This window comes from Enterobacter sp. MF024, assembly GCF_005843915.1.
Classification (GTDB): domain Bacteria; phylum Pseudomonadota; class Gammaproteobacteria; order Enterobacterales; family Enterobacteriaceae; genus Enterobacter; species Enterobacter barmai.
The window spans coordinates 163,862-180,319 of record NZ_VCBB01000003.1; the positions used below are offsets into that span (position 1 = coordinate 163,862).

A 16,458-nucleotide genomic window follows, 5' to 3' on the forward strand; every position below is an offset into this window, starting at 1 on the left:
ATACGTCTGGGGGCAGCGATTATACACGTTATTGCAGATTGAAAAACCGTCGGCTGGCCGCAGGCACAAACAGCAGGCCGAGCACCAGCAGGTCGGGCAGTTTTTGCATCACCAGGGTGCGGAAGATCTCGCCTCTGGACTCGCCGGGAATGCTGAACAGCTCGGGATAGCCGTAACCCAGCGACGCGGCCCACAGGTAGCCGGTGGCGACAATCTGGGTCAGCAGATAGAGGATCCGCGCCCAGTTACGCCCTTTGACCAGCGAAAAGGCGCAGTAGATTTCGATAAACACCAGCATCAGGCTGGCGAAAAAGACCAGGGTCAGGTTCCACGTCTGCACGCTGCGGTGGATAAACTCGCTCAGCCCGCGCATGCCCAAAGTGTTGAAAATCATAAATACATCGAGGCAGCGGATCATGATAATGGCGAGCGCCGCCACCTGCACCAGGGCAGGAACGTTCAGACGGGCATGTGACCGGCTAGTTTTCGTGAAAAATCCCAACGTGATGTCTTCCATGAAACGATGCCGCGTTAACGCGGCATCCAATTACGCTTCTCTGCAGATTTTAGGAGCTTCAGCCGCGTCTTGCACGCTGGATATCGCGCTGACGCTGTTTTTCAGACCGCGCCATCAGATACCAGGCGATCATGCCGATGATGCCGACCACGCCGAGAATCAGCGTCGCCAGGGCGTTGATCTCCGGGTTGACCCCCATGCGCACGCTGGAAAAGACCAGCATCGGCAGCGTGGTGGCCCCCGGGCCGGAGACGAAGCTGGCGATCACCAGATCGTCCAGCGACAGGGTAAACGCCAGCAGCCAGCCGGAGATCACCGCCGGCATGATCATCGGCAGGGTGATGATGAAAAACACCTTCAGCGGCGTCGCCCCGAGATCCATTGCCGCCTCTTCAATGGAGTGATCCAGCTCGCGCAGACGCGAGGAGATCACCACCGCCACATAGGCGGTACAGAAGGTGACGTGGGCCAGCCAGATGGTGAGCATGCCGCGATCGGACGGCCAGCCAATGGCGTGCCCCATCGCCACAAACAGCAGCAGCAGCGACAGGCCGGTGATCACGTCCGGCATTACCAGCGGCGCGGTGATCATAAAGGCAAAGCCGTTGGCCCCGCGAAAACGACCAAAACGCACCATCACCACTGCGGCAATGGTGCCGAGAATGGCCGCCATCGTCGCCGCGCAGGCGGCAATGGTCAGGCTTAACCCCACGGCGCTCATCATCGCCTGGTCGTGGAACAGCTCGCCGTACCAGCGCGTTGACCAGCCCGCCCACACCGTCACCAGCTTGGAGCTGTTGAAGGAGTAGATCACCAGCATCAGCATCGGCGCATACAGGAACGTAAAGCCGAGCACCAGGATCAGGATCCGCCACGGAGAGCGCACTACCGGTAAGTTGTTCATCCGTGGTCTCCCATCTGTTTCTGCTGATACTTGTGGAACCACATGATCGGCACGATCAGCAGCAGCAACATCACAATCGCCACCGCCGAGGCCACCGGCCAGTCGCGGTTATTGAAGAACTCCTGCCATAGCACGCGGCCAATCATGATGCTGTCCGGGCCGCCGAGCAGTTCCGGGATCACGAACTCCCCCACCGCCGGAATGAACACCAGCATCGACCCGGCGATAATTCCGCCTTTGGTCAGCGGCACAATGACGCTGAAGAAGGTTTTCAGCGGACGGGCGCCGAGATCCAGCGCCGCTTCCACCAGCGAATAGTCGATGCGCGTCAGGGCGGTGTAGATCGGCAGCACCATAAACGGCAGATAGGCGTACACAATCCCGATATAGACCGCCAGGTTGGTGTGCAGGATGGTCAAGGGCTGATCGATAACCCCCAGCCACATCAGGACGTTATTCAGCACGCCGTTGTTCTTCAGGATCCCCATCCAGGCATAGACGCGGATCAGGAACGAGGTCCACGAGGGTAGAATTACCAGCAGCAGCAGGATGTTACGCGTTGAGGGTTTGCTGTGGGCCACCGCCCACGCCAGCGGATAGGCCAGCAGCAGACAGCAGAGTGTCGAGACGGCCGCCACCTGCAACGACTGCAGATAGGCGTCGAAGTAGAGCGGATCGTCGGTCAGCTGCAGGAAATTGCCCAGGTTGAGGGTGATCGCCAGCTGGCTGTCCGCCCACTCCACCAGATCGGTGTAAGGCGGGATCGCCCGCGCCATCTCCGCCAGGCTGATTTTGAACACAATCAGGAACGGCAGCAGGAACAGCAGGATCAGCCACAGATACGGCATAGCGATGACCAGCTTGCGGCCGTGGGCCATCTGAAGGCGGGTCAGCCAGCTGGTATCAATGCCCGCCGCAGCGCGGGTCGCAGGTTCAGGTTTGTTCATGGCCCTTCCTTATACCGTCAGCACAACGCAGCTATCGGCTTCCCAGCACAGACGCACCTCGTCACCCCAGGTCGGCAGCCCTTTGCGGTAGCGATACGTGTTCTGCAGCTGGGCGCTGATCATCTGGCCGCTCTTCAGGCGGACGTGGTAGATGGAGAGATCGCCCAGGTAGGCGATATGCACCACCTCCCCCACGGCAAAGTTGTAGCCATCGGCGGGCGGGGCATCGCACAGGGTAATTTTTTCCGGACGCAGCGCCACGTAGACCGGCACGTTATCCACCACCGAGTTATCCACCGCCACTTTCAGCGGGTGGATAAGCCCCGGGGAGTCGAGCACCAGCCCGTCTTCCTCACGCGTTTTCAGCAGCCCTTCGAAGACGTTCATGGAGCCGATAAATTCGGCGCTGTAGCGGGTGGTCGGGTGCTCGTAGATCTCTTCCGGCTCGCCAATCTGCACGAACTTGCCGCGGTTCATGATGGCAATACGACCGGCCATGGTCATCGCCTCTTCCTGGTCGTGGGTCACCATCACGCAGGTCACGCCCACGCGCTCGAGAATATCCACCACTTCCAGCTGCATACGGTCGCGCAGTTTTTTATCCAGCGCCCCCATCGGCTCATCGAGCAGGAGCAGTTTTGGCCGCTTCGCCAGGCTGCGGGCCAGGGCCACGCGCTGACGCTGACCGCCGGAGAGCTGATGCGGCTTACGCTTCGCAAACTCCTGCATGTGCACCAGGCTCAGCATTTCGGCCACGCGGGCGGTGATTTCTGCTTTTGGCAGTTTGTCCTGCTTCAGGCCAAAGGCGATGTTCTGCTCCACGGTCATGTGCGGGAACAGGGCGTAAGACTGGAACATCATATTGATCGGGCGCTGATACGGCGGCACCCGGGAGAGGTCAACGCCGTCCAGCACGATCTGCCCGGCGCTGGGCTGTTCAAACCCGGCGAGCATGCGCAGCAACGTCGATTTCCCGCAACCGGATGCGCCAAGCAGAGCAAAAATTTCACCTTTGTAGATAGTCAGGCTGACATCATCCACGGCGTTCTGACCGTCGAATGATTTGGTCAGGTTACGGATTTCCAGCAGCGGGGTCAGCGCTTTACGGGTTTTCGCCTGCGGGCGGGGGATCGCGTCGTTCACGGGGTGCTCTCCGGCATCAATCAAAATGGTGCAGGCGCACCAGAACGGTGCGCCTGTTGCCGGGGGCGCTGGGCTTTCCCGGCCTGGGACAAACGGTTATTTACCGCTTTTCACTTTGGTCCACGCGCGGGTACGCACGCGGTCGATCTTCGGCTCCTGCACGCTCAGGGTAAACATCTTGGCGCGCACGTCAGCCGGTGGGTAGATGCCCGGATTATCACGCACTTCGGCGCTGACCAGTTTGGTGGCCTCTTTGTTGCCGTTGGCATAGAAGACGTGGTCAGAGATGTGGGCGATAACCTCCGGACGCAGGAGATAGTTCAGGAACTGATAGGCTTCGTCTTTGTTTTTCGCATCAGCCGGCATGGCGAAGACGTCGAAGAAGGCCATCGCCCCCTCTTTCGGGATTGAATAGGCGATATTTACGCCGTTTTTCGCTTCTTTAGCGCGGTTAGCCGCCTGCCACACGTCCCCTGCCCAGCCGATAGCGACGCAGATATCGCCGTTCGCCAGGTCGTTGATGTACTGGGAGGAGTGGAAGTAACGGATATTTGGACGCAGCTTCAGCAGCAGATCGGTGGCCGGGCCGGTGTAATCATCCGCTTTGGTGCTGTTCGGATCTTTGCCGAGGTAGTTCAGCACGGTGGCAAAAATCTCTTCCGGAGCATCGAGGAACGACACGCCGCAGCTTTTCAGTTTTTCCAGATTCTCTGGCTTCAGCACCAGATCCCAGCTGTTGACCGGCGCATCGGCACCCAGCACCTGCTTCACTTTTTCGACGTTATAGCCGATACCGGTGGTGGCCCACATATACGGCATGGCGTATTTGTTGTCCGGGTCGTGTTTCGCGATAAGCTTCAGCAGCTCAGGATCGAGGTTTTTCCAGTCCGGCAGTTTGCTTTTATCCAGCGGCTGGAACACGCCGGCGGAGAGTTGACGTTCCAGGAAGCTGGCTGAAGGCACGACCAGGTCAAAGCCGGTGCTGCCCGCCATCAGTTTGCCTTCCAGAACTTCGTTAGAATCGAAGACGTCATAGACGACTTTAATCCCGGTCTCTTTTTCAAAATTGGCCACCGTGTCCGGGGCAATATAATCAGACCAGTTGTAGATATGCAGCGTTTTTTGCTCTGCCGCCAGCGTACCTGCGGAGACCGCCATCAGCGCGCCCGCAACCAGACCCGATAACCATTTTTTATTTAAAGCGATCATAGCGTTAATCCTTCTGAAAGCGCGTTAACAAACGCACCAAAAATGAACACTCTTAGTCTATGCAAGAAACGTGCATGATTTATCACTCCGCCAGCAGCAGAAGATGTTACTCAGGTGGCTGTATCTGCTCGCGTTTAACGGCATCGCAAGAATAAACTGTAGCTTGTCTCCGTAGCTATAGCTCAGATTAAAAAACGCCTTTTAACAATTTTTTATGCAAGAAGTATCTATGTGATAAGCCGAATTGGCGGGATGGCGGTGAATAATTCTTTAAAGAAAGGTTAAATCCAGCAGAAAAGAGGGTGTTATGCAGCCGCCACGACAGCGACTGCCTAAATGTCAGACAGGTTTAGTGCAGAAAATTGCCCGCCGATTCAGGCGGCTCTGCGCCCTCTTCCGCGTTGTAGAGCAGATGATGGGCGCTGGCTTCAAGCATCACCATCGATATCTGCTCTTCGCTCTGCTGGATAAAGGCCGCGAACTGCGGGAAGGTCAGCCCTACGGATGCGGAGAAAGACTGGCAAACCACCAGCTTTGGCAGATTATCATCCTGTATATCGAGAAATGCCTTCACCGTCAAAGAACTGGCATTGATGGCGGACAAATCCGATGCTAACGCCAGCAGCGCCGAGGGTTTGACCTCTGCCAGCGCGGAAAAAAGAATGACATCATTGATCAGATCGAGCTTGGCATCGAACACGCCGTCAAAGTTTTGCATATGCGGCAGATGCAGCGCCTGGCAGGTGTCGCATTCAAAAAAGCTGACGCCCATGTTATCCAGCCACTGGCGTAACGTATCAAGTGTCGGTACTACGAGTGAATCCATAACGGTGGAACCCCTTTAAAAAAATAGTGCCTGGCCCAGGCATCAATGCGCTGCAGGCCAGTTATCCGCCCGTTTTCAGGCAAAACTCCGGCGTGGCATGGCGTTCAATCCAGCCGATCATCTTCCCGGCGATATCAATCCCGGTGGTTTTCTCAATGCCTTCCAGCCCTGGCGAGGCGTTCACTTCCATCACCAGCGGCCCACGGTCGGCGCGCAGGATATCGACCCCGGCAACGTCGAGCCCCAGCGTTCTGGCGGCCAGCAGGGCCATCTCACGCTCGCGCGGGGTGATCTCCGCTACGCGGGCAACCCCGCCCCGATGCAGGTTTGAACGAAAATCGCCCTCTTTCGCCTGACGCTCGATGGCGGCGACTACTTCATCGCCCACCACCAGGCAGCGAATATCGCGCCCTTTCGCCTCCTGGATGTACTCCTGCACCAGAATGTGCGCATTCAGACCGCGAAACGCATCCACCACGCTCTCTGCCGCCTGGCGGGTTTCGGCCAGCACCACCCCAATCCCCTGGGTGCCCTCAACCAGCTTGACCACCAAAGGCGCGCCGCCGACCATCTCAATCAGATCGTGCGTGTCATCGGGGGAGTGGGCAATGCCGGTGATTGGCAGGTCGATCCCCTGGCGGGCCAGCAGTTGCAGGGAGCGCAGTTTGTCGCGCGCCCGGGTGATCGCCACGGATTCATTCAGGGGATAGCTGCCGAGCAGCTCAAACTGGCGCAGCGCGGCGGTGCCGTAAAAGGTGATTGCCGAGCCAATGCGCGGAATAACCGCGTCGAAATGCGGCAGCTGGCGCCCTTTATAGTGAATTGAAGATGCCGCCGGGCTGATATTCATATAGCAGGACAGCGGATCGAGGATTTCCACCAGATGGCCGCGCTGCTGCGCCGCTTCACGCAGGCGTTTACACGACCAGAGCGTTCCATCCCGGGACAATATGGCAATTTTCACCCTGCACCTCTCAGACATTACCTGGTAAAAGCCTGCGTATCATACACGCAGGCAGGCGCGGGATGAATGGACTTATCGCGTAGCCCAGCCCTGTTTGTGCAAATAGTCGAGAATAAACGGACGATTCTCTTTGATGATGGTGCGACGGATATGGTCGCTCCAGGTGTCGCGACGGTTGTTGGTGGCTCGGCTGAGGTAGTAATTCGCCAGCTCTTCGTCGTACTCCGCCAGCACCTCCGGGTCCACAGGCTGGTAGTGGTTTTCATGCACCACCATCGCCGCAGGCAGGCGCGGCTTAACGTCCGGGTTATCCGCGGGCCAGCCCAGGCACAGGCCAAACAGCGGCAGAACGTGTTTCGGCAGTTGCAGCAGCTCGGTCACCGCCTCAATGCTGTTACGGATGCCGCCAATGTAAACCCCACCCAGCCCCAGCGACTCTGCCGCCGTCATGGCGTTTTGCGCCAGCATTGCGGTATCCACCACCCCCAGCAGCAGTTGCTCAGCAAGGCCGAGCTGCGCCTCAGGGCAAATTTGCAGATGGCGGTTAAAGTCGGCGCAGAACACCCAGAACTCCGCCGCCTGGGCCACGTGCTTCTGCCCGCCGGTGAGGGTCACCAGCTGTTCGCGCATCGCCGGGTCGGTAATGCGGATGATGGAGCTGCACTGCAGGAAGCTGGAGCTGGAGGTTCCCTGCGCACCGGCAATAATCGCCTCGCGCTGGGCATCGCTGATGGGTTGGTCGGTAAAGTGGCGAATGGAGCGGTGGGAACGAAGAAGATCAATTACTGGCGTCATGCGGTCTCTCTGTTGGGCGTTACTGACAATATCGCCAGTATAGGCAAAGAACCGAAGGCTGTAATTGGCCAAACATAGCCTGAAGATATCAATCTGAGAGGCAGAACCTGCTTTTCATTACCGATAGTTATCGGCAATATAGCGTCATTCGCCGTCTGGCTTAGTTTCAGGAGAGAGAACATGTTTGCAGTAATTTTTGGACGTCCGGGTTGCCCATACTGCGTGCGCGCAAAAGATCTGGCAGAAAAACTGACCGCCGAGCGTGAAGACTTTAACTACCGCTACGTGGACATTCATGCGGAAGGCATCACTAAAGCCGATCTGGAAAAAACCGTCGGTAAGCCGGTTGAAACCGTACCGCAGATCTTCCTCGATCAGAACCACATCGGCGGCTTTACCGATTTTGAAGCCTACGCCAAAGAGCACCTGGGGCTGTTCGCTGCCCAGTAAGCCTTTCGCGCCCTCACTCTGAGGGCGCTTTTAGTCTCAGGCGGCGGTTCTCCAGCGCCCGACGCACAAACATAAAGAACAACGCCCCCAACGCACACCAGAAAATTCCACTCAGCAACCAGGCCATCTCCTGCACTATCGTGCGCGACGGGATAAACAGCAGGCGCAGCACCACCAGACAGATTGGCGCGGCGAGCATCGCCCCCACCAGCGGGCGGATGACCTCCCCTCCACGGGAAAGAAAGCTGGCGGCAGCGCCCGGCAGGGTAAAGAACAATAATCCCAGCTCAGGACGCCCGGCGGCAATAAATGCCCCTCTGACGTTAAACCTCAGGCAGACGCATACGCCGGTAAAAAGCAAAAAACAGCAGGCCACCCCAAACCAATTACGTTTAATATTCAAATCGTCCCCCTACTTCGCGGGCAAATTCATTTATCGTCCGATGGACACACAGTCAGATGAGTTATATGGCATTCCCTGCCCGAACGGCGCGTCGAAACGCAATCGCTGTCAGATGTTGCTGTCTGTTATAAATAAAGTAATAGTTTGGTATTATTTTGCGATATATATTATAGTGTGCGGTCAGGAGCCAGGCGCTCCTCAACGCTGGGCAAACAGTAGCCTAAATCACCTGTCCCTTCAACCACTTACTGGTAAACAAGAAGTTATCCTTCGTGAACATAAACGTCGCAGAATTGTTAAACGGCAATTACATCCTGCTGTTATTTGTGGTGCTGGCATTGGGCCTCTGCCTGGGTAAATTACGCCTGGGGTCAATCCAACTGGGTAATTCTATTGGCGTTTTAGTCGTCTCATTATTATTAGGCCAGCAGCATTTCAGTATTAACACTGATGCGCTTAATTTAGGCTTTATGCTGTTTATTTTTTGCGTCGGTGTTGAAGCTGGCCCCAACTTTTTTTCTATTTTCTTCCGCGACGGCAAAAATTACCTGATGCTGGCGCTGGTGATGGTCGGCAGCGCCCTGCTGATCGCCTTAGGCTTAGGCAAACTGTTTGGCTGGGATATCGGCCTGACGGCGGGGATGCTGGCCGGTTCGATGACCTCCACGCCGGTGCTGGTTGGCGCGGGGGATACGTTACGTCATCTCGGCCTGGATAACGCCCAGCTCTCCCTGGCGCTGGATCACCTCAGCCTCGGCTATGCCCTGACCTATCTGATCGGCCTTGTGAGCCTGATCGTCGGCGCACGCTATCTGCCTAAACTGCAGCATCAGGATCTGCAGACCAGCGCCCAGCAAATCGCCCGCGAGCGCGGTCTCGATACCGACAGCAAACGCAAAGTCTACCTGCCGGTGATCCGCGCCTACCGCGTCGGCCCGGAGCTGGTAGCCTGGGCGGACGGCAAAAACCTGCGCGAGCTGGGCATTTATCGCCAGACCGGCTGCTATATCGAACGCATCCGCCGCAACGGCATTCTGGCAAACCCGGACGGCGACGCGGTGCTGCAGATGGGCGACGACATCGCCCTGGTCGGCTACCCGGATGCCCACGCCCGTCTCGACCCCAGCTTCCGTAACGGCAAAGAGGTGTTCGACCGCGACCTGCTCGACATGCGCATCGTCACCGAAGAGATCGTGGTTAAAAACCACAACGCCGTTGGCCGCCGCCTGGCACAGCTTAAGCTGACCGACCACGGCTGCTTCCTTAACCGGGTGATCCGCAGCCAGATTGAGATGCCTATCGATGACAACATCGTCCTGAACAAAGGCGATGTGCTGCAGGTGAGCGGCGACACGCGCCGCGTGAAGACCGTTGCCGACCGCATCGGCTTTATCTCCATTCACAGCCAGGTGACCGATCTGCTCGCCTTCTGCGCCTTCTTTATCGTCGGCCTGATGATTGGGATGATCACCTTCCAGTTCAGCAACTTTAGCTTTGGTATCGGCAACGCTGCCGGTCTGCTGTTTGCCGGGATCATGCTCGGCTTCCTGCGTGCTAACCATCCGACCTTCGGCTATATCCCTCAGGGCGCGCTGAATATGGTGAAAGAGTTCGGCCTGATGGTGTTTATGGCGGGCGTCGGCTTAAGCGCGGGCAGCGGCATTGGCCACAGCCTGGGCGCGGTAGGCTGGCAGATGCTGGTGGCCGGGTTGATCGTCAGCCTGGTGCCAGTGGTTATCTGTTTCCTGTTCGGCGCCTATGTGCTGCGCATGAACCGCGCCATGCTGTTTGGCGCGATGATGGGGGCCCGTACCTGCGCCCCGGCGATGGAAATCATCAGCGATACCGCGCGGAGCAACATTCCCGCGCTGGGGTATGCTGGCACCTATGCTATCGCTAACGTGCTGTTAACCCTCGCGGGGACGCTAATCATCATCATCTGGCCGGGGCTGGGATAAAAAAAATTTGCGCAATGGCGAAAAAATTTTCGCTATGCGCAGAACTTTTCCCCCAGACGTCAGTCATAACTATTGCCACTGCTTTTCTTTGATGTCCCCAATTTGTGGAGCCCATCAACCCCGCCGTTTTGGTTCAAGGTTGATGGGTTTTTTGTTGCCTGAAATCCGCCCCCTCACCATTCACAACGTCGCTTCCCATCAGCCTTCCCACCCTTTCCCCAATTAGGTGTTACGCTTAACTGTCAGCTAAATTCATCCCGAGCCCAAGGAGCCCCAATGCTCGCGTTGTACAACACAGTGATTGTGCTTTTAACCGTTGCCGCCATGGAGTTAATCGCTGCCCTTGCCCACAAGTACATCATGCATGGCTGGGGATGGGGATGGCACGAATCGCATCACGAACCGCGCACGGGCTGGTTTGAGGTGAACGACCTCTACGCCGTGGTGTTTGCCGTGCTGGCGATTGTGCTGATTGCGTTGGGAACCTGGGGCATATGGCCGCTGCAGTGGATTGGGGCCGGGATGACGGCTTACGGCGCGCTCTACTTTATAGTGCATGACGGGCTGGTGCATCAGCGCTGGCCGTTTCGCTATATTCCCCGTAAGGGTTATCTCAAGCGTCTTTATCTGGCGCACCGTCTGCACCACGCGGTACGGGGCAAAGAGGATTGCGTCTCCTTTGGTTTTCTCTATGCGCCGCCAATAGACAAATTGCAGGCCACGTTACGCCAGCGCAAGGCGCATCGCGCGGCTAGCGAGGGCGCTGCCAGAGCCCGGACGGGCGCGGCGTCGGCGTCGCAAAACGAGAAGTAAGCGCCAGCCCGGCGCCTTTCAGCAGTAAGCCTGCTTTCTCAAGGTCGCTGGTGCCCTGCCGGGTATCCCAGGCGCGGGCCCCCGCCGCGCTCACCTTCACGCCAATTTCGCGGTACACCCCGTGCGCCGAGGCAATTGCCCATGCGGATCGCAGGGGCAGCCCGGCCAGCCCCTGCCGGGCAGAGGCATAATAAGGCTCGGCTTCCGCCACCAGCCTCTGGGCAAGAGCCGCCAGCGGTTCGCGGGTCTGCGATGCGGCAAGCGCCTGCGGGTCGATTTTCGCCTCTGCCAGCCATTGAGCGGGCAGATAGCAGCGGCCAACCCGGGCATCATCGACAATATCCCTTGCGATATTGGTCAACTGGAACGCCAGGCCTAAATCACAGGCGCGATCGAGCACCGCCTCGTCGCGCACGCCCATCACCCTCGCCATCATCAATCCGACCACGCCCGCCACGCGATAGCAGTACTGCAGGGTGTCGTCTAACGTCTCGTAATGGGTCTCGCGCACGTCCATGGCAAAGCCGTCGAGATGATCGTACGCCAGCTGGAGCGGGATGTTGTGGCCCAGCGCCACCTCCTGAAAAGCAGCAAAGGCGGGCTCGCTCATCTCCGCCCCCTCCCAGGCGCGTCGGGTCTGGTTTTTGAGCATCTCCATACGCTTTTCTGCCTCGGCGCTGTCCACAGGCGCGGCGCTAAACCCCAGCTCCTGCCCGTCGATCACGTCGTCGCAGTACCGGCACCAGGCGTAGAGCATCAGCACGCTGCGTCGGGTGGCGGGATCAAAAAGCTTCGCCGCGGTGGCAAAACTTTTCGAGCCCACGGCGATGGTGTCGGTGGCGTGATCCATCAGGGTCGTGTTCATCGGGAGAGCGCCTCCAGCATCAGTCCTGCCGTCGCTTTTGCCGAGCCGATCACTCCGGGGATACCGGCTCCCGGATGCGTACCGGCGCCGACCAGGTACAGATTGGGGATCCGGCTGTCGCGATTGTGCGGCCGGAACCAGGCGCTCTGGCGCAGGATCGGTTCGACCGAAAAGGCGGATCCCAGATGCGCACCCAGCTGGTCGCGAAAATCAAACGGGGTAAACATGCGGTGGGTCACCAGCTGGCTGCGCAGCCCCGGCATGTAGTGGGCTTCGAGATAAGCAAAAATCCTGTCGCGCAGGCGCGGCCCCTCGACGGCCCAGTCGAGATCCGCCGTGCCTAAATGGGGCACCGGGGCTAGCACGTAATAGCTGCCGCAGCCCGGCGGGGCCAGGGAGGGATCGGTGACGCAGGGGGCGTGAAGGTAGAGGGAAAAATCCTCCGCCAGGGCGTTTTTATTGAAAATTTCGTCGATCAGCGCTTTGTAGCGCGGCCCGAAACAGACCGTATGATGGGCCAGATCGTGCTGCTTGTTCAGGCCAAAATAGAGCACAAACAGCGAATTACTCATGCGTTTGCGCTTAAGGGACGCCGCACGCGCCGCCCCCGTCGGATGATGCCCCAGCAGCTTTTCATAGGTATGCACCACGTCGGCATTGGAGGCCACCGCCGCGGTCGGGATCGTCCGGCCATCTTTCAGCGTCACGGCGCTAATGCGATCCCCCTCGGCCTCCAGCCGGGTCACCTCTGCATTCAGTTGAAGTTCGCCGCCCAGATCCTGATAGAGCTTCACCAGCCCCTGCACCAGCGCCCCGGTCCCGCCGCGGGCAAACCAGACGCCCCACTCACGCTCAAGGGCGTGGATCAGGGTATAGATCGACGAGGTGGCAAACGGATTGCCCCCCACCAGCAGGGAGTGAAAGGAGAACGCCTGGCGCAGCTGTTCGTTCTCGATAAAACGCGAGACCATGCTGTAGACGCTGCGCCAGGCCTGCAGACGGGTAAGCTGCGGCCCGGCGCGGAGCATGTCGCGAAATGAGAGGAACGGCACCGTGCCGAGTTTGAGATACCCCTCGTTAAACACCTCCCGGGAGTAGGCGTGAAACTTGCGATAGCCCTCCACGTCGCGCGGATTGAAACGGCGGATTTGCTCTTCCAGCCGGGTCTGCACGTTGTCGTAATCAAACACTTCGCCCGTCTCCCAGCACAGGCGATAGAAAGGCGTTACCGGCAGCAGCTCGACATAATCCGCCATGCGTTTGCCGGCCAGGGTGAATAGCTCTTCGATGGCGCTGGGATCGGTAATCACCGTCGGCCCGGCGTCAAAGGTGAAGCCGTTATCCTGATAAACGTAGGCGCGCCCGCCGGGCTTATCCCGCTGCTCCAGCAGAAGGGTGTCGATGCCCTGCGCCTGCAGCCGAATGGCCAGCGCTAATCCGCCGAAACCGGCGCCAATAATCACTGTTTTATTCATGGTGAAACGCTCGCATCCGGGGAGTGAGTTTCAGTATGGCGAGCATCGCTTCGCCGACGGGAACCGGGGGCTTACCTGCCAGGATCCGCGCTTTATCGGCCAGGGTTATCTGCCCGGCGTAAAAGCGGGCGATCAGCCCTTCGTTAAGAGAGTAAAACCGCTGCATCACCTGCCAGCGTTTATCGGCATCCCCCGCCAGGAACAGCATGCGGTTAAGGGTGCGGAAAAAGCGCTGCTCGCGCCACTGGCGCAGGGCGTAGCGATGAATAACAGAAAAAAGTGCCGCCGCGTCGATCTCCGCGCTTGCGGCAATGGCCTCGGCCAGCGCCACCGCGTGGGGCAGCGAATAGCCGGTGGTGGCATGAAACAGCCCGGCGCGCAGGCCGCTGCACGGCTGTTTAGCCTTCTCCTGCCAGCTGGCCGGGAAATCCCCCGCCAGCATAATCGGCAGATGGCCCTGCTCTTCACGGTTGAGGCGCTCCAGCGCCCAGCCCTGCTGACGGGCATAGTCAGCGATGTTTTGCCGGGCGACGTCCAGATCCAGGCGAGCGGCGTCAACGTAGTGGGTGTCTTCGATTAAGAGTTCAGTGGCGGAAAGCGGCAGCGTGTAGACAAAGCGATACCCGCCCTGCTGGTTGACCGTGGCGTCCATCAGGATCGGTCGCGTCAGGCCGTGAGGCTGGCTCAGACGCCACTCTTGCCCGAGAAAGGACTGGCTGCCGGTGTGGAGATGCCTGTCCGGCCTGTAGCCCCGGCCATCGATGACCGCCCGGGCCTGCAGTGTTGTGCCGTCGGCAAGCGTCACCGACGTCGGGGTGAGCGCGGTGATAATGGCGTGGGTATGCAGAGTGTCGCCACAGGTGCCGGTCAGCACATCGGCAAAACGCGTGGAGGTGATGCTGAGATACTCTCCGGCAAGGGTACGGCTGAGTCCGGGAAAGCGGACGTCGTAGCCCTGCCAGCGGTGCGCCACCAGCGGGGCCACCCACTGATGCTGTTCCGGAGTAAGGTCGGCCTCATGAAAGGACCAGGTGTGATTCCCCCCAGGCTGGCTGTCGACCTCGAGGAGCAGCACGCGCAGTTCGGGGCGCTGCTGTCGCAAGCGTAAGGCAATCAGCCCGTTTGCCAGCCCGCCCCCTGCCAGGATGATGTCCCACGCTGGCGCCATCAGGTCTGGGCCACCAGCGTGGCCTGACGCAGCTGCGCCAGGTTTGCGCTCCCGGTGCAGAAACAGGCGACGCGCAGCTGGTCGATGATCACCTGAAAATGGTCGATAACCGCCTCGCTGGAGGTCAACGCGCTGTGCAGCACTCCGGCGGCCTGGCCCACTACGCTTGCGCCTAAGCGGATCGCTTTTGCCACCTCGATGCCGTTGGCGATCCCGCCCGAGGCCACCAGCGGCATGTCGGGCAGCGCCTGATGCAGATCCTGCAGCGCCGTCGCGGTGGGAATGCCCCAGTCGGCAAAGGCCATCGCCACTTCCCGGGCATGCGCAGTGACGGCGCGTTCGCCCTCCACCGCCGCCCAGCTGGTGCCCCCGGCACCGGCAACGTCGAGCATCGCCACGCCCGCCGCAGCCAGTTGGCGGGCTACCGGCACCGAAAGCCCGTTGCCCACCTCTTTGACCACCACCGGGACATGCAGCGCCTCCACGGTGCGATGGATAGCGTCGATAACCCCGCACCAGTTGCGATCCCCGCCGTGCTGCAGCGCCTCCTGCAGCGGGTTGAGGTGGATAATCAGCGCATCCGCCGCGAGGGTCTCGACGGCGCGCTGGGCATAGTCGAGCCCCTGTCGCCCGGCGATTTGCGCCGCGCCGAGGTTCGCCATCAGCACAATATCCGGGGCAAAGGCGCGCAGCTCGCGCGTCAGGCCGTGCCTGGCCTCGCTCTCAAGCGCCACGCGCTGGGACCCTACCCCCATCGCCAGGCCCAGCGCCTGCGCGGCGGTGGCCAGATGCTGGTTGATCTGGCTTGCCCGGCGGGTGCCGCCGGTCATGGAGCTTATCAGCAGCGGTGCGTTCAGGGTGCGGCCAAACAGCGAGGTCGAAAGGTCAATCTCATCAAGGTGCAGTTCGGGCAGGGCGCAGTGCCCGAAACGCCATTTTTCGAAGCCGCTGGTACACTTTTTTGTGCCGGGCGTGCCGTTCAGTACGATATCGAGATGATCGCTTTTACGTTGCGACAGGCTGCTCATTGACACTCCGACAGGGATAACGACAGGCTCTGGCTGATCAGCGTCAGCTGTTTTTCAAACCAGGCGTGAACATAGTGCCGGGTGGTATCTCCCGGCTGACAGGCGGTCGCGAGATGCTGATCGGCGCTGCGCACGTGCTCGCGCAGGCGCAGGAACACGCTTTCGGCGCCGAGTACGGCGACCAGCGTCGATTTATCTTTATCCTGATGGGGATCTTTGCCGTTAGCGTTTGAACCATCCGTCAGGTCATCAATCAGCTGGAAGGCCTGGCCGAGGTCGCGGGCGAAAAAGCGCAGACGCTCACTCACCTGAGGCGGTGCGTCGGCCGCAATGGCTGCCAGCTGCAGGGTGGCGTTGAACAGGCTGCTGGTTTTGAGCTCGTTGGTCAGCAGGATCTCATCGGCATTTCGGCTCTGACGGCTCTCGCTTAGATCGCGAAACTGCCCCTGCACCAGCCCCATATGTCCAACCGACGACGAAAGCTCAGCCGTCGCGCGCGCTTTAACCTCATGGGTCAGCAAAGGCGCGCGGGAGATAACGCAAAAAGCGTGGCTGAGCAGCGCCACCGCCGCCAGGATCGCCACGTGTTCGCCATACTGATAGTGAATCGTCGGCCGCCCGCGTCGGAGCGTGGCATTGTCCATGCAGGGCATGTCATCGAGGATCAGGGAGGCGACGTGGACCATCTCAATGGCGCAGGCCAGATCGAGAAGGCCCGTTAAATCGGTTTTATAGCCCATATCCCGCGCCGCCAGCAGCAGCAGCAGGGGGCGCATTCGCTTACCGGCGACCAGCGTGGCATCGCGCATGGCGGCATAGACCTGCCCTTCCTGCTCCCCCGCGGGCAGAAGGTGTTCGAGACGTTGCTCAAACGCAGACAACAGCATTTTTACATCATCTTCATGACTAAGGGTCATAGTGGCTTCCCCGGTGTTTGGTGGCGACGTCCGCAGAAGAGGTAAAAAACGCTTGCCGCAGGATGGTTTACAAAGC

General features: G+C 59.4%; 17 protein-coding genes. 3 read left to right on the plus strand and 14 right to left on the minus strand.

Annotated features, from left to right (window positions below; all coding sequences use genetic code 11):
- Positions 1-28: 28 nt before the first annotated feature.
- The 8 genes from FFB58_RS07260 to nfsA form a co-directional block, all read right to left on the minus strand.
- The gene (locus tag FFB58_RS07260) at positions 29-517 is read right to left on the minus strand and encodes a YbjO family protein (RefSeq protein ID WP_138369478.1); all 489 of its coding nucleotides are present in this window, start codon (positions 515-517) and stop codon (positions 29-31) included.
- Between the two features lie 58 nt (positions 518-575).
- A complete protein-coding gene (gene potI / locus FFB58_RS07265; RefSeq protein WP_138369479.1) occupies positions 576-1,421 on the minus strand; it encodes a putrescine ABC transporter permease PotI in 846 nt (281 codons plus the stop codon).
- Entirely contained in the window at positions 1,418-2,368 is a 951-nt protein-coding gene (gene potH, locus FFB58_RS07270; protein ID WP_138369480.1) for a putrescine ABC transporter permease PotH, read from the minus strand. The genes potI and potH overlap by 4 nt, the downstream gene beginning before the upstream one ends.
- 9 nt (positions 2,369-2,377) lie before the next feature.
- The gene (gene potG / locus FFB58_RS07275) at positions 2,378-3,511 is read right to left on the minus strand and encodes a putrescine ABC transporter ATP-binding subunit PotG (protein WP_039029547.1); all 1,134 of its coding nucleotides are present in this window, start codon (positions 3,509-3,511) and stop codon (positions 2,378-2,380) included.
- A gap of 96 nt (positions 3,512-3,607) precedes the next feature.
- Complete coding sequence (gene potF, locus FFB58_RS07280; protein ID WP_039029548.1) at positions 3,608-4,720, minus strand: spermidine/putrescine ABC transporter substrate-binding protein PotF; 1,113 nt, start codon at positions 4,718-4,720, stop codon at positions 3,608-3,610.
- A gap of 349 nt (positions 4,721-5,069) precedes the next feature.
- Positions 5,070-5,546: a YbjN domain-containing protein gene (locus FFB58_RS07285; RefSeq protein WP_138369481.1), complete on the minus strand. Its 477-nt coding sequence runs from the start codon at positions 5,544-5,546 to the stop codon at positions 5,070-5,072.
- 61 nt (positions 5,547-5,607) lie between these two features.
- Complete coding sequence (gene rimK, locus FFB58_RS07290; protein ID WP_138369482.1) at positions 5,608-6,510, minus strand: 30S ribosomal protein S6--L-glutamate ligase; 903 nt, start codon at positions 6,508-6,510, stop codon at positions 5,608-5,610.
- Between the two features lie 72 nt (positions 6,511-6,582).
- Complete coding sequence (gene nfsA, locus FFB58_RS07295; protein WP_138369483.1) at positions 6,583-7,305, minus strand: oxygen-insensitive NADPH nitroreductase; 723 nt, start codon at positions 7,303-7,305, stop codon at positions 6,583-6,585.
- 180 nt (positions 7,306-7,485) lie between these two features.
- Between nfsA and FFB58_RS07300 the strand changes: the two genes are divergently transcribed.
- A complete protein-coding gene (locus FFB58_RS07300; protein WP_138369484.1) occupies positions 7,486-7,755 on the plus strand; it encodes a GrxA family glutaredoxin in 270 nt (89 codons plus the stop codon).
- A 13-nt stretch (positions 7,756-7,768) separates the two neighbouring features.
- Here the strand turns inward: FFB58_RS07300 and FFB58_RS07305 are convergent, their stop codons facing one another.
- Positions 7,769-8,158, minus strand: a complete 390-nt coding sequence (locus FFB58_RS07305; RefSeq protein WP_039029553.1) for an inner membrane protein YbjM — start codon at positions 8,156-8,158, stop codon at positions 7,769-7,771.
- 272 nt (positions 8,159-8,430) lie between these two features.
- On the opposite strand from FFB58_RS07305, the gene FFB58_RS07310 reads away from it, so the two are divergent.
- Entirely contained in the window at positions 8,431-10,116 is a 1,686-nt protein-coding gene (locus tag FFB58_RS07310; RefSeq protein WP_039029554.1) for an aspartate:alanine antiporter, read from the plus strand.
- Between the two features lie 276 nt (positions 10,117-10,392).
- On the plus strand, positions 10,393-10,929 hold the full coding sequence (locus FFB58_RS07315) for a sterol desaturase family protein (protein WP_138369485.1): 537 nt from the start codon (positions 10,393-10,395) through the stop codon (positions 10,927-10,929).
- On the opposite strand, the gene crtB is transcribed toward FFB58_RS07315, so the two are convergent.
- From crtB to FFB58_RS07340, 5 genes are read right to left on the minus strand one after another with little or no spacing between them, the layout of a single operon-like run.
- Positions 10,868-11,794, minus strand: coding sequence for a 15-cis-phytoene synthase CrtB (crtB, locus tag FFB58_RS07320; protein ID WP_138369486.1), 927 nt, complete (start codon positions 11,792-11,794; stop codon positions 10,868-10,870). The two genes, FFB58_RS07315 and crtB, sit on opposite strands and share 62 nt — an antisense overlap.
- Positions 11,791-13,269 carry a phytoene desaturase gene (locus FFB58_RS07325; RefSeq protein WP_138369487.1) on the minus strand — a complete coding sequence of 493 codons (1,479 nt, stop codon included), beginning with the start codon at positions 13,267-13,269 and terminating at the stop codon, positions 11,791-11,793. The genes crtB and FFB58_RS07325 overlap by 4 nt, the downstream gene beginning before the upstream one ends.
- On the minus strand, positions 13,262-14,437 hold the full coding sequence (crtY, locus tag FFB58_RS07330; RefSeq protein WP_138369488.1) for a lycopene beta-cyclase CrtY: 1,176 nt from the start codon (positions 14,435-14,437) through the stop codon (positions 13,262-13,264). Before crtY ends, FFB58_RS07325 begins: the two co-directional genes overlap by 8 nt.
- On the minus strand, positions 14,437-15,465 hold the full coding sequence (fni, locus tag FFB58_RS07335) for a type 2 isopentenyl-diphosphate Delta-isomerase (RefSeq protein WP_138369489.1): 1,029 nt from the start codon (positions 15,463-15,465) through the stop codon (positions 14,437-14,439). Before fni ends, crtY begins: the two co-directional genes overlap by 1 nt.
- Positions 15,462-16,382 (minus strand): polyprenyl synthetase family protein, encoded by a 921-nt coding sequence (locus FFB58_RS07340; protein WP_138369490.1) that lies wholly within the window; start codon positions 16,380-16,382, stop codon positions 15,462-15,464. Before FFB58_RS07340 ends, fni begins: the two co-directional genes overlap by 4 nt.
- Between the last annotated feature and the right edge of the window lie 76 nt (positions 16,383-16,458).

Excerpts from the sequence above, each read along its gene's own strand:
- FFB58_RS07260 (WP_138369478.1), bottom strand. The coding sequence starts at position 517 with ATGGAAGACATCACGTTGGGATTTTTCACGAAAACTAGCCGGTCACAT.
- FFB58_RS07340 (WP_138369490.1), bottom strand. The coding sequence starts at position 16,382 with ATGACCCTTAGTCATGAAGATGATGTAAAAATGCTGTTGTCTGCGTTT.
- potF (WP_039029548.1), bottom strand. The coding sequence starts at position 4,720 with ATGATCGCTTTAAATAAAAAATGGTTATCGGGTCTGGTTGCGGGCGCG.
- FFB58_RS07325 (WP_138369487.1), bottom strand. The coding sequence starts at position 13,269 with ATGAATAAAACAGTGATTATTGGCGCCGGTTTCGGCGGATTAGCGCTG.
- FFB58_RS07315 (WP_138369485.1), top strand. The coding sequence starts at position 10,393 with ATGCTCGCGTTGTACAACACAGTGATTGTGCTTTTAACCGTTGCCGCC.
- fni (WP_138369489.1), bottom strand. The coding sequence starts at position 15,465 with ATGAGCAGCCTGTCGCAACGTAAAAGCGATCATCTCGATATCGTACTG.
- crtB (WP_138369486.1), bottom strand. The coding sequence starts at position 11,794 with ATGAACACGACCCTGATGGATCACGCCACCGACACCATCGCCGTGGGC.
- FFB58_RS07285 (WP_138369481.1), bottom strand. The coding sequence starts at position 5,546 with ATGGATTCACTCGTAGTACCGACACTTGATACGTTACGCCAGTGGCTG.
- potH (WP_138369480.1), bottom strand. The coding sequence starts at position 2,368 with ATGAACAAACCTGAACCTGCGACCCGCGCTGCGGCGGGCATTGATACC.
- nfsA (WP_138369483.1), bottom strand. The coding sequence starts at position 7,305 with ATGACGCCAGTAATTGATCTTCTTCGTTCCCACCGCTCCATTCGCCAC.
- crtY (WP_138369488.1), bottom strand. The coding sequence starts at position 14,437 with ATGGCGCCAGCGTGGGACATCATCCTGGCAGGGGGCGGGCTGGCAAAC.
- potI (WP_138369479.1), bottom strand. The coding sequence starts at position 1,421 with ATGAACAACTTACCGGTAGTGCGCTCTCCGTGGCGGATCCTGATCCTG.
- FFB58_RS07300 (WP_138369484.1), top strand. The coding sequence starts at position 7,486 with ATGTTTGCAGTAATTTTTGGACGTCCGGGTTGCCCATACTGCGTGCGC.